Annotated in this window: 12 protein-coding genes; 4 read left to right on the top strand and 8 right to left on the bottom strand. The window is 68.3% G+C overall.

The window, feature by feature from the left end; translation table 11 throughout:
* Window positions 1-120: 120 nt before the first annotated feature.
* From FB562_RS00545 to FB562_RS00535, 3 genes are all read right to left on the bottom strand, one after another.
* Window positions 121-723 (bottom strand): Rho termination factor N-terminal domain-containing protein, encoded by a 603-nt coding sequence (locus tag FB562_RS00545; RefSeq protein WP_185740410.1) that lies wholly within the window; start codon window positions 721-723, stop codon window positions 121-123.
* Window positions 724-820: 97 nt separating this feature from the next.
* Window positions 821-1,321, bottom strand: a complete 501-nt coding sequence (locus FB562_RS00540; RefSeq protein WP_141879358.1) for an HNH endonuclease — start codon at window positions 1,319-1,321, stop codon at window positions 821-823.
* Window positions 1,322-1,691: 370 nt separating this feature from the next.
* Complete coding sequence (locus FB562_RS00535) at window positions 1,692-2,387, bottom strand: iron-dependent transcriptional repressor DtxR (protein WP_141879357.1); 696 nt, start codon at window positions 2,385-2,387, stop codon at window positions 1,692-1,694.
* 110 nt (window positions 2,388-2,497) lie between these two features.
* Here FB562_RS00535 and serC point away from each other — a divergent pair, with 110 nt between their 5' ends.
* Window positions 2,498-3,610, top strand: coding sequence for a phosphoserine transaminase (gene serC, locus FB562_RS00530; protein ID WP_141879356.1), 1,113 nt, complete (start codon window positions 2,498-2,500; stop codon window positions 3,608-3,610).
* Window positions 3,611-3,649: 39 nt separating this feature from the next.
* Here the strand turns inward: serC and FB562_RS00525 are convergent, their stop codons facing one another.
* Together FB562_RS00525 and FB562_RS00520 are read right to left on the bottom strand one after the other, a co-directional pair.
* Entirely contained in the window at window positions 3,650-4,261 is a 612-nt protein-coding gene (locus FB562_RS00525) for a DUF3027 domain-containing protein (protein WP_221625346.1), read from the bottom strand.
* Window positions 4,254-4,634, bottom strand: coding sequence for a cold-shock protein (locus FB562_RS00520; RefSeq protein ID WP_141879355.1), 381 nt, complete (start codon window positions 4,632-4,634; stop codon window positions 4,254-4,256). Before FB562_RS00520 ends, FB562_RS00525 begins: the two co-directional genes overlap by 8 nt.
* Window positions 4,635-4,711: 77 nt before the next feature.
* Between FB562_RS00520 and FB562_RS00515 the strand changes: the two genes are divergently transcribed.
* The 3 genes from FB562_RS00515 to FB562_RS00505 all read left to right on the top strand — a co-directional run bounded on the left by FB562_RS00515 (window position 4,712) and on the right by FB562_RS00505 (window position 8,729).
* Entirely contained in the window at window positions 4,712-4,972 is a 261-nt protein-coding gene (locus FB562_RS00515; protein WP_141879354.1) for a hypothetical protein, read from the top strand.
* Between the two features lie 61 nt (window positions 4,973-5,033).
* Window positions 5,034-6,938, top strand: a complete 1,905-nt coding sequence (locus tag FB562_RS00510) for a helicase-associated domain-containing protein (protein ID WP_141879353.1) — start codon at window positions 5,034-5,036, stop codon at window positions 6,936-6,938.
* A 150-nt stretch (window positions 6,939-7,088) separates the two neighbouring features.
* On the top strand, window positions 7,089-8,729 hold the full coding sequence (locus tag FB562_RS00505; protein ID WP_141879352.1) for a DNA repair helicase XPB: 1,641 nt from the start codon (window positions 7,089-7,091) through the stop codon (window positions 8,727-8,729).
* Between the two features lie 157 nt (window positions 8,730-8,886).
* On the opposite strand, the gene FB562_RS00500 is transcribed toward FB562_RS00505, so the two are convergent.
* From FB562_RS00500 to FB562_RS00490, 3 genes are all read right to left on the bottom strand, one after another.
* Complete coding sequence (locus tag FB562_RS00500) at window positions 8,887-9,633, bottom strand: pyrimidine reductase family protein (RefSeq protein ID WP_141879351.1); 747 nt, start codon at window positions 9,631-9,633, stop codon at window positions 8,887-8,889.
* Window positions 9,626-10,528: a dihydropteroate synthase gene (folP, locus tag FB562_RS00495; RefSeq protein ID WP_141879350.1), complete on the bottom strand. Its 903-nt coding sequence runs from the start codon at window positions 10,526-10,528 to the stop codon at window positions 9,626-9,628. Before folP ends, FB562_RS00500 begins: the two co-directional genes overlap by 8 nt.
* A gap of 191 nt (window positions 10,529-10,719) precedes the next feature.
* Complete coding sequence (locus FB562_RS00490; RefSeq protein WP_141879349.1) at window positions 10,720-11,958, bottom strand: NAD(P)/FAD-dependent oxidoreductase; 1,239 nt, start codon at window positions 11,956-11,958, stop codon at window positions 10,720-10,722.
* Window positions 11,959-12,013 lie beyond the last annotated feature (55 nt).

Below are 12,013 nucleotides of genomic sequence, written 5' to 3'. Positions count from 1 at the left end.
TGAGGCTTCGCTCACAGTGTTGCTCCGATTCGAGACAGGCAGCCGAGCGGATGTGTGCCCGGCGAAGAGGATGCGTCACCGTAACCCCACAAGGTAAAGCTCCGGTAAACGCGCCCCGCGCTACTTCTGCGCCAGCCTCTCCACCAGTTCGGCCTTCGTGAGGCGCGAATAGCCGCTGAGGCCGGCAGCCTTCGCCTGCGCGCGCAGCTCCACAAGGGTGGGGCCGGATGCGGTGCTCGCCGTGGCCGCAGAGGCCTTGGTCGCAGGCGTCTTGGTCGTGGGGGTCTTGGCCGCAGGCGCCTTCGGTGTTGCGGCCTTCACCGCAGGGGTCTTCGCAGCGGCCGTCTTCTTGGGTGCGGATGTCTTGGGTGCAGCAGCCTTCGCGGCAGCAGGCTTCGCGGCAGCAGGCTTCGCGGCAGCAGGCTTCTTCGGCGCGGCAGCCTTCTTCGCCACCGGCTTCTCTACGGCGGCGACCTCTGTGCCGGCAGCCTTCACCGCAGCCGGCTTCGCCTTGTCCGCAGCCTTGCCCTTGTTCGAACCCTTCGGCTTCGCCCCCGTTTCGACCTTGTCGAGGCCCTTCTCCAGTTTGCCGACCAGGGCATCCGCATCCTTGCGCGCGCTCTTGTCGAGCTTTCTGGCCGCCCTGATGGCCTTCTCTATGGCCTTCTTCGCGTCCTGCACGGCCTTCTTCGCCGCTATCTCCAGCTTGTTCGGTTTCGCCATGTCGTGCCCTCCGTCTGTTCTCGTCGCGGACTTCGCGACCCCTGCCATTCTCAGATCTCTGATCCCGGCAGCGAGCATACGTGCCCGGCAGCGCAGCCTACGCCGCGACCGGCGTCAAGAATTCTTCCCACTGCGGCAGCGCGCTCTCCACCCCGCGCACCATCCACGATGTTCCGTGTGGCGGCTGCGGGCGGATGCGCAGCTTCCACCCCATCTCGCGCGGGGTGTGGTCGCTCTTCTTGTTGTTGCAGCGCAGGCAGCAGGCGACCAGGTTCTCCCAGGTGTCCTTGCCTCCCCGCGAGCGCGGCAGCACGTGGTCGATGGTGGTGGCACCCTGCCCGCAGTAGGCGCACCGCTGCTGGTCGCGGCGCAGCACTCCCCTCCTGCTGACGGGGATCATCCGGCTGCTCGGGATGCGCACATAGCGCGTCAGCAGGATCACGGACGGCCGATCGAACGACGCCGAATGGGCCCAGACCGGATGCTCCGCGTCGTGGGCCACGACGGTCGCCTTCTGATTCATCACGAGCACGAGTGCCCGTTTGAAGCTGACGATGGCGAGCGGCTCGTAGCCTGCGTTCAGTACAAGGGTGCGCATTGCTGTCCTTATCGATCTCGCCCTGGACGGCTTCCAGGGGCCCGACTGCCCTGCGATTCTGCGGAGTGGGAGCGGCCTTTAACGACAAAAGGCACCGCCATGATGGCGATGCCTGGGGTCTGGGGCGCGCAGAACACTGCTCCGCGCCGGCCGCTGGGGCGTATGAGTCCGTACCGGAGTGCGTGCGCACCCCGGGGGCGGACAGGGCGAGTCGCATCCGCGGTTCGGATGGTCTCACCCCTGTTCATACGCTCTCCCGACTTACTCTCAGAATTGCAAGGACTCCAGATTAACGCATCCGCGCCCGGGTGCCGCAGTCATACGGCACCGTTTCGCGCAGCCGTAACCAAGAGTTCATAGAACGTCGAGGCTACTTGATGCCGACGTAGACGTGCTGTGCGACCTCATTGGGCAGCTCGAGCCCCTCTTCGTTGCCGTCGACCTCGACGAGAACATAGGAGCCGGATGCTGTGAAGGTCGCCTTCGCGCCCGGCACGACGCCGGCGGAGCGCAGCTGCTCGAGCAGCTCCATCTCGTACTGCACAGGCTCGCCGAGGCGACGGATGACACCGTTGATTCCGCCGACGGCGCCCAGCGTGTAGTTGACGATGTTGACGACGCCGCTGCCGAAGCTGGCGGTGGGCGTCTCGCCCAACTCGTCGAGCCCCGGGATCGGGTTGCCGTACGGGGAATGCGTCGGGTGATCGAGGAGCGTGAGGATGCGACGCTCCACCTGCTCGCTCATCACATGCTCCCAGCGACATGCCTCGTCGTGCACGAGCGCCCAGTCGAGCCCGATGACGTCGGCGAGCAGCCGCTCGGCGAGACGGTGCTTGCGCATGACGGAGACTGCCTTCGCGCGACCCTCCTTGGTGAGCACCAGATGCCTGTCGCCTTCAACGACGACGAGACCATCGCGCTCCATCCGGCCGACCGTCTGCGAGACGGTGGGGCCGGAGTGGCCGAGGCGCTCGCTGATGCGCGCCCGCAGGGGGATGATGTTCTCTTCTTCGAGTTCGTAGATGGTGCGCAGGTACATCTCAGTGGTGTCGATCAGATCAGCCAAAGTCGCCCCTCCCGGTGCCGCAAGCCTGTCAGGCAAGCCTAACCTGTCAGGGGTGTCAGCATCCCCATCCGCCGCCGTAACCGAGGCCGGCGCGACTATAGAATTGCGCCATGGCCGAGCTGACGATCCCCACTGACCTCCTGCCCACCGACGGACGATTCGGATGCGGCCCCTCCAAGGTGCGTCGCGAACAGCTCGACTACCTGGTCGGCGAGGGCGCGAAACTGCTCGGCACCTCCCACCGCCAGGCGCCCGTGAAGAACCTGGTGAAGCGCGTGCAGGATGGCCTCGGCCAGCTGTTCGACATCCCTGAGGGCTACGAGGTGGTGCTCGGCAACGGCGGCTCGACCGCGTTCTGGGATGCCGCATCCTTCGGCCTCATCGAGAAGCGCAGCCAGAACCTCACCTTCGGCGAGTTCGGTGGCAAGTTCGCGAAGGCCGCCGGCGCCCCCTGGCTTGAGGCCCCCGATGTGATCACGGCAGAGCCCGGCTCACGCAGCGAGGCGGTCGCCCGCGAGGGCATCGACGTGTACGCGTGGCCGCACAACGAGACCTCGACGGGCGTCATGGCCCCCGTCACCCGGGTGAACGGCGACCAGGGTGCGCTCACCGTCATCGACGCGACGAGCGCAGCCGGCGGCATCCTCTTCGACGCGAAGCAGGCGGATGTCTACTACTTCGCGCCGCAGAAGAACCTCGCCTCCGACGGCGGCCTGTGGTTCGCCCTGTTCTCCCCGGCAGCCCTCGAGCGGGTCGACCGCATTGCGGCGAGCGACCGCTACATCCCCGAGTTCCTCAGCCTCAAGCAGGCCGTCGACAACTCGCGCCTCAACCAGACGCTCAACACCCCCGCCGTCTCGACGCTTCTGCTGCTCGAGAACCAGCTCGACTGGATCAACGGCAACGGCGGGCTGGCGTGGGCGGATGCGCGCACCCGCGAATCCAGTTCGGCTCTCTACGACTGGGCCGAGGGCGTGTCGTATGCGACGCCGTTCGCTGCCGACCCCGCCCACCGCTCGCAGGTGGTGGCGACCATCGACTTCGACGACAGTGTCGACGCATCCGCCGTCGCCAAGGTGCTGCGCGCGAACGGCATCGTCGACACGGAGCCGTACCGCAAGCTCGGCCGCAACCAGCTGCGCGTGGCCACCTTCACGGCGATCGACCCCGCCGATGTGCGCAAGCTGATCGCGTCGATCGAGTACGTGGTCGGCGCCCTCTAACCTCGACGAACGCCCCGGGCCGCGGCCCGGAGCGGGAGGCTACTCTTCTTCGGAGTCGTCGTCTGACTCGTCATCCGAGTCGTCGTCGGAGTCGTCCGAATCATCATCGTGCTCGTCGATCGAGTCGATGTCGACGCCGTCGAGGTCGCCGCCGTGCAACAGCGGGACGTCGTCGTCATCATCGTCGTCGTCATCGTCATCGTCATCGTCATCATCGTCGTCTTCGTCATCGAAGTCGTCGTCATCATCCGAGTCGTCGCCGTCGTCGGTGTCATCCGAGTCGTCATCCGCTTCGCCCGCTTCAGCGGCGGCAGCCTTCTCGGCCTCCTGCGCAGCCTGGTAGTCGGCGAGCCGATCGGCCCACGGAATCCAGTCCGGAGAGAGGAGCGCGTCATCGCCGGGCGTCAGCTCGGTCTCGAGCACCGTCGGCTCTGAGCCTTCGACGCGGGCCATGCTGACCGTCCAGCGCCAGCCCGGGTATCCGGCCTTCTTCGACTCGAAGTACATCGTGACGGTGCCCTGGCCCTCATCGACGGAGCCGGCGGGTTCACCGATGGTGTCCGCTGAGGTGATCTCGAGCAGCGCGGTGCGGGCCAGCTCGAAGTCGGCCGGCATGGCTGCCGCCCCCTCGGAGGGCGTCACGTCAGGCATCCAGCTCCTCCGCGACCTTGCGCAGCATGGCCGCGATCTTGCGACTGTGGCTGGACTCGGGGTAGCGGCCCCGCTTGAGGTTGCTGCCGATACCGTCGAGGAGCTTGACCAGGTCCTCGATGATGATGGCCATGTCGTCGGCCGGCTTGCGGGCCATCTTGACCATGCTCGGCGGGGCGTCGAGCACCCGCACCGACAGTGCCTGGGCTCCGCGCTTGCCGTCGGCGATGCCGAACTCGAGCTTCATCCCCGCGCGAACGACGGTTCCGGCTGGCAGCGCTGAGGCGTGCAGGAAGACCTCCTGGCCGTCATCAGAACTGATGAAGCCGAAGCCCTTCTCGTCATCGTAAAACTTAACCTTGCCGGTGGGCATGGCACTACCTTCCGTTGCTGTCTGCCGCTGTGACCCCTAAGCCTAACGGGCTTCTCCGACCCCGTATTCTTGTGTTCGTGAGCAATTCCGAGCCTGAGCCCGCCAACCGCCTCCAGCGGGTCCTCGCCTTCATGGTGGCGGCCCTCGTAATCCTGGCGCTCCTGTGCTTCGCGGGGGCGATGGTCGGCTACTTCATGGGCGCGCTCGAGAACGGCGTCTCCGGCTTCTGGATCACCCTGGTGATGATCCCGTGGTTCGCTCTGCCGGCCGCGCTGCTGCTGACGGTCGCCCTGCTCATCGTGACGGGCATCCGCCGTTCGCGAGAGAATCGCCGGTAGCCGAAAGCCAGCCGAACACGTCAGCAACCGGCATCGACGCCGAGACAGATCGCGGGGAACAATGAGCAGCACCCTCTCCCTCGCCACCCGACTGCGTTCGCTCGGTGACGAGCAGCTGCATGAGGCGATCACCGCACGCGAGCTTGTGATGACGCCGTCGACGCTGGCCGGAATGGCCGACTTCTTCGATCTGGCCGACGTGTTGCTCGACCATTCGGCGATCCAGCGGGCCCTCGTGCGCCTCGACCGCGGCATGCTGTCGTGTCTGGCCGTGCTGGCCGATTCGGGTCAGCCGTTGACTCCGGATGCTGTGGCTGAGCGCCTGCGCGGCCTCGGCTCCGAGCATCCGGACCCCGCTGCGCTGCGTGCCCGGCTCGATCGTGCCGCCGCATTGCTGCTCGCAGAAGAGTCGGACGGCGCCTTCGACGTCTACGACGGCGTGCGCGAGCAGCTGAGGTCCTGGCCCGTGTTCGGGCTTCCGGGGCTGGAGCAGCTGGCCGGCACGACGGCGCCGGCCGCGCTGGAGCCCGTGCCCGAGGTCGAGCGGCGCTTCGTGGATCGTCTCGCCGCGGAGCGCGCCTTCGCCTCGACGGGCGCCGTGACGGAGCTGCTGTTCGAGTTGGAGCGCCAGCCCGCCCGCGAGCTGGCCAAGGGCGGCGTCGCACTGCCGGATGCGAAACGGCTGGCGAGCACCATGTCGGTCGATCTCGACACGGTCGGCGTCTACCTGCACCTCGCCGAGCGCGGCGGGCTGGCCTGCCGTGAGTCGGGCACCTGGATGACGACGGAGCGGGGCAGCGGATGGCTGGGGCGACCCGTGCGCTCCCGGTGGCGCGCGCTCGGCGACGCCTGGTTCGGGATGCTGCCGCCCGACATCCGCCAACTGCTCGGCGAACGCTCCCACTCCGTGTGGGGCGACGGGCTGCGCTCCTACCTGGACTGGTTGTACCCGGCCGGCGTCGACTGGGTGGGCGAACGCATCGCCGCCTACGTGCACGAGGCGGAACTGCTCGGCATCACCGCCGGGCAGGCGCCGAGCAGCCCGGGCGCGCTGCTGCTGCAGGGGCGCGGCGATGACGCCGAGCAGGCGGTGCGCGAGCTGCTGCCGGCCGAGGTCGACAGCGTGTACCTGCAGCACGACCTGTCGGTCGTCGCGCCGGGCCCGCTCGAGCCGGCCATCGACGAGCGCCTGCGTGTGCTCGCCGATGTGGAGAACCACGCCCTCGCCGCCACCTACCGGGTGTCGGCGGCGAGCGTGAACAGGGCGCTGACGGCCGGGGAGACGGCCGAGAGCATGCGCGAGTTCCTGTCGGCGATCTCGAAGACGGGCATCCCGCAGCCGCTCGACTATCTGATCACTGAGGGCGCGACCCGCTACGGCCTCATCCGCGCGGGCGAGCTCAGCGGCGAGGCCGACCCCGATTCGCCTGAGGCCGGCGCGCACAGCTACCTGCGGTCATCCGACGCTCACCTGCTGCGCACCGTCGCGGTCGACCAGTCGCTCGCCGCGCTCGGCCTGGTGCGGGTGGACGACCACCGCCTCGTCAGCCGCTTCGCGCGCGACATCGTGTTCTGGTCGCTGAGCGACGCCCGCTACCCGGTCGCGGCGGAGGACGCCCAGGGTGAGATCGTTGCCCTGCGCAGGCACCGTCTCGCGCGGCCGCCCCGCCCCGATGCCCCGGATGCGCTGCACGAGCTGATCGCGCGGCTGCGGGCGGATGCGCAGCAGTCCGACTCCGCGGGCGAGCCGAGCGGCCAGGCGTGGCTGGTGAAGCAGTTGGAGGCGGCCGTGCGGTCGCGTTCGGTGCTGACGGTGAGCATCCGGATGCCCGGGGGCGCGATCGTCGACTACCGTCTGGAGCCGACCGGCATCGCGGGGGGCCGCCTACGCGCCCGCGACACGGCCGGCGACGTGGAGCGCACCCTCCCGGTGTCGAGCATCGCGTCGATCTCCCCCGCCGACTGACGCGCGCAGGGAGGAGCTGCCTGCCTTCACCCGACACTTCGCGACATGACTGCACCTGTGCGAGTGGCGGGCCTGTCGCAAAGTGTCGGGTGAACAACGGATGTCCGCGGTGATGCACCGCGCAACGGCGGCCACGTAGACTGGAACGTTATGACTGACGGCCCCCTCATCGTGCAGAGCGACCGGACCGTGCTGCTGGAGGTCGCGCATCCGGATGCCGCCGACGCGCGCCACGATCTGGCCATCTTCGCCGAACTCGAACGTGCCCCCGAGCACATCCACACCTACCGCATCACCCGTCTGGGCCTGTGGAATGCGCGCGCCGCCGGCCACACGGCCGACGACATGCTGGCGACCCTGGAGCGGTACAGCAAGTTCCCCATCCCGCAGTCGGTGTCGATCGATATCGCCGAGACGGTGGGCCGTTACGGCCGCCTGGTGATCGACCGTGACGAGGATGGCACGCTCACCCTGACGGCGTCGGATGCTGCGGTGCTGGCCGAGATCGGCCGCGCCAAGAAGGTGGCCGGGCTGCTGTTCGAGAAGCGCGAACCCAACACCTATGTGGTGCAGCAGTGGGCGCGCGGCGAGCTGAAGCAGCAGCTGCTGAAGCTGGGCTGGCCTGCCGAGGATCTCGCCGGCTACACCCCGGGCACCCCGCATGACATCGAGCTCGACACGGCCGACTGGCATCTGCGCCCGTACCAGGAGCAGGCGGTGGATAACTTCTTCGAGCACGGCTCGGGCGTTGTGGTGCTGCCGTGTGGTGCGGGCAAGACGCTTGTCGGCGCGGGTGCGATGGCCGCGGTGAAGGCGAACACGCTCATCCTGGTCACGAACACGGTTTCGGCGAGGCAGTGGCGCAGCGAGCTGCTACGGCGCACGAATCTCACGGAGGATGAGATCGGCGAGTATTCGGGGCAGGTGAAGGAGGTCAAGCCGGTCACGATCGCGACCTACCAGATCCTCACCGCCAAGCGGAAGGGCCAGTACGCGCACCTCGCCCTGCTCGATGCGCTCGACTGGGGCCTCGTCGTGTACGACGAGGTGCATCTGCTGCCGGCGCCCGTGTTCAAGTTGACGGCGGAGCTGCAGGCGCGCCGCCGGCTGGGCCTCACCGCCACCCTGGTGCGGGAGGACGGCCGCGAGGGCGACGTGTTCAGCCTCATCGGGCCGAAGCGTTTCGATGCTCCCTGGAAGGAGATCGAGGCGCAGGGTTTCATCTCCCCCGCTTCCTGCTACGAGGTGCGCATCGATCTGCCGCAGGAGCAGCGCCTGCAGTATGCGGCGTCCGCCGATGACGAGCGCTACCGTCTGGCGGCGACGGCCCCCGCGAAGCTTGAGGTCGTGCGCGAACTCGTCAAACGGCATGTGGGTGAGCGCATCCTCGTGATCGGCCAGTACCTCGACCAGATCGACGAGCTGGCGGATGCTCTGGGTGCGCCTTCACTGACCGGCAGCACGCCTGTCGCCGAACGCGAGCGGCTCTACCAGGAGTTCCGCGACGGGCGGCTGACCGTTCTGGTCGTCTCCAAGGTGGCGAATTTCTCGGTGGATCTGCCGGAGGCGACTGTCGCCATCCAGGTTTCCGGTTCGTTCGGGTCACGCCAGGAGGAGGCGCAGCGCCTCGGCCGGCTGCTGCGTCCGAAGGAGTCCGGTCTGCCCGCGAACTTCTATACGCTCGTCGCCCGCGACACGGTCGACCAGGACTTCGCGCAGAACCGGCAGCGCTTCCTGGCGGAGCAGGGCTACTCGTACGAGATCCTCGACGCGCACAGCCTCGCCGCCTGAGGCCCCTCCGCCGCGTGTCCAGGTGTCGGCCTGTCCCCCTCCGCGGGTCGAGGTGTCGCGCTCTGGCGCGACAGTCTCGAGACCCCAACGCGTGCCGCACACGACCGGTCTCGAGACTGTCGCCGTGGACGGCGACACCTCGACCAGCAGTGTGACGTCAGGCGCGCACGTACCGCAGCAGCAGTGTTCCGTCGTCGGCGGCGAGCGCGTGCGCGAGTCGCAGTTCGCGTGACGTCGCGAGGTGCCCGTCGGTGATGCGCCGGGCGGTGCCGCCTTCGAGCCGCGGGCTGACTGTCAGGCACAGCTCGTCGATGGAGCCCTCCTCGATCATCGCCCCGAACAGGTGCGGGCCGCCTTCGCTGTGCTGCTGCGGCAGGCCGCGTTCGGCGAGCCGCTCTTTCAGTTGGAGGGTATCGACGGATGTCTGCCCGCAGTCGATCACGTCGGCCACCTTCGACAGTGCGGCACGCTGCGCATCTGGGGCTGCCTCGCAGCTGAGTACGATCGGCCGGCGTGCCGCCTTGGTGAACACGTCGCTGTCGGGGTCGAGGTCGAGCCGCCGGCTGACGATGGCGAACACGGGCTGCTCGGGCAGGCCGCGGGCGGTGCGCCAGGCGACGGCGTCGTCGTCGAGGCGCACCCCGCCGTAGCCTTCGGCGCGCACCGTTCCGGCGCCGACGACGATGACGTCGGCGAGTCGGCGCAGCACGTCGAACACGCGCCGGTCGGCGGGTGTGCCGAGCCCACCGGAGAGCCCGTCGTGGGTTGCGGCACCGTCGACGCTCGAAATGAAGTTCGCACGCAGCCACGGCTTCGTGCGGTCGCGCACCTCGTAGAGCGCGGTGAGTTCGTCGTCGCTGATGCCGCGTTCGTCGGCCGCGCCGAGCATCCGGATGTCACTCATTTGCTTCTCCCATGTTGTGCCGCAGGTAGGCGGGCTCGCGCAGCCCCAGCACCGCTTCGGCCATGCGCACGGCGGTGACGGTGGGCGCGACCTCGTGCACGCGCACGATGCGGGCCCCCTGCAGCACCGCGGTGACGACCGTCGCGAGGGATCCTTCGAGTCGCTGCTCCTTGGGCAGGTCGAGGGTCTCACCGATGAAGTCCTTGTTTGACAGCGCCGCCAGCAGCGGCAGCCCGATGGCCGCGATCTCGTCGAGCCTGCGCAGCAGCTCCAGGGTGTGAAGCGTGTTCTTGTTGAGGTCGGGCCCGGGGTCGATGATGATGCGTCGCGCGGGCAGCCCGGCCTGCACCGCCCCGTCGGCCTTGCGGCGCAGGAAGCCGGCCACCTCGCCGGCCACGTCCATGTAGCGGGGGCGCGGGTACTGGGTGCGCGGCTTGGCGAGGCTGTGCGTTATGACGAGCGAGGCATCCGAGGCGGCGACGATCCCCACGAGGTCCGGGTCGCTGAGCCCTGTCGTGTCGTTGATCACGTCGGCGCCGGCGGCGATGCTGCGGCGCGCCACCTCCGCATGGAACGTGTCAACCGAGATGACGACATCGGATGCTGCGCGCACAGCCTCGATGACCGGCACGACCCGCTCGGCCTCCTCCTCGACGGGGAGAGGCTCGCCCGGGGCGAACGGCACCCCGCCGATGTCGACCCAGTCGGCACCGTCCTCGACGGCCTGCAGTGCGGCGGCCACGGCGGCGTCGAGCGCGAAGTTCCTACCGCCGTCGTAGAAGGAGTCGGGGGTTCGGTTGATGATCGCCATGACGGCGACCCGTTTCGAGAAGTCGAACTCGTGCGCGCCGATGCGGCGAAGCGGCGACGTCAGCGGCGGCAGCGTGAAGCTCATTGCCCTATCGTCTCACCACCTACCGGTCTCGAGACTGTCGCGCTGGGGCGCGACACCTCGACCAGCGAAGAACCCCGCGGGTTGAGGAGCAATGGCGCGAAGCGGCATTGCATGAGTCAGATCGCGCAGCGATACGACCAGTACGGCGAGCGTCTCGAAACCTCACCAACGAGCAACCCGGTCTCGATACGCTATTCGCCCGCCGCGGAGGCCAGCGGCGCATCCGGGTCGGCGAGCTTCGCCGCGTCGACTGCTCTGCCGCCGGAGATGAGCGCCTTGATGTCGTCGTTCACGTCCCACACGTTCACGTTCATCCCGGCGACGAGTCTGTCGCCGCGCAACCAGAACGCCACGAATTCCCGCTTCTCGCGGTCGCCGCGGTACACGACCCGGGCGTCCTGCAGCAGCGGGCTGTAGCCGGCGAACTCCATGCCCAGGTCGTACTGGTCGGTGTAGAAGTAGGGCACGACGTCGAGCGCGGCAGGCTGGCCCAGGATGCTGCGAGCCGCCACCTTTCCGCTGTCGATGGCGTTCGCCCAGTGTTCGCTCCTGAGCCGCTCGCCCAGGTAGGCGTTGAAGGGGTTGGCGACGTCGCCTGCCGCGAACACGTCCGGGTCGCTGCTGCGCAGTGATTCGTCGACGAGAACACCGTTGTCGACCTCGAGACCGGCCGCCTCGGCGAGCACCGTGTCGGGGGTGGCTCCGGCTCCGACGATGACGAGATCGGCGGGCAGTTCGCCCGCATCCGTCATCACGCCCACGACCGCCCCGTCTCGCACGGTGAAGGAGTTGGCCGCTGCGGGCATCCGGAATTCGACGCCGTTCTGTTCGTGCAGTTGCTTGAACATGGTGCCCAGTTCGGTGCCGAGTGCGGCGGCGAGGGGCGTGTCGCCGTGCCCGACGACGGTGACCTCGTTGTTGTAGCCGCGGGCGGCTGCGGCCAGTTCGAGGCCGATCCAGCCGGCACCGATGACGACGACGCGACGGCCGCCATCCGACAGCGCCTTCTTCAGTTCGAGGCTGTTCTCGAGGGTGCGCAGATAGTGGATGCCACGGGCATCGGCCCCGGGAACGTCGAGCCGTCGCGGCTGCGCCCCCGTCGCGAGCAGCAGCCTGTCGTACGGCAGCGTGCGGTCGTCGGTGAGCGTGACGTGGTGCCCGGCGAGGTCGACGGATGCGACGCGGCTGCCTTCGGCGACATCCACCTCGACATCGTTCTCGGCGTACCACTCCGCCGGTTTCACGAACACGCTGTCGCGGTCTTCCTTACCGAGCAGGTACCCCTTCGAGAGCGGCGGGCGCAGATAGGGGAGGTGGCGTTCCGCGCCGAGCATCTGGATGGTTCCGTCGAATCCGGCGGTGCGGAGCTCTTCTGCGGCGGTGGCGCCTGCAAGCCCTGCTCCGATGATCAGGATGGTGTCCGTGCTCATGCCCACTCCTCGGTTGCTCAGAGATGATTCACTGAGATGATTCACTGCGATGTTT

The sequence above is a fragment of the Homoserinimonas aerilata genome, from assembly GCF_006716125.1.
Classification (GTDB): Bacteria; Actinomycetota; Actinomycetes; order Actinomycetales; family Microbacteriaceae; genus Homoserinimonas; species Homoserinimonas aerilata.
Note: the sequence above shows the minus strand (reverse complement) of the source record. Positions and strands in the feature narration are given on the sequence as shown.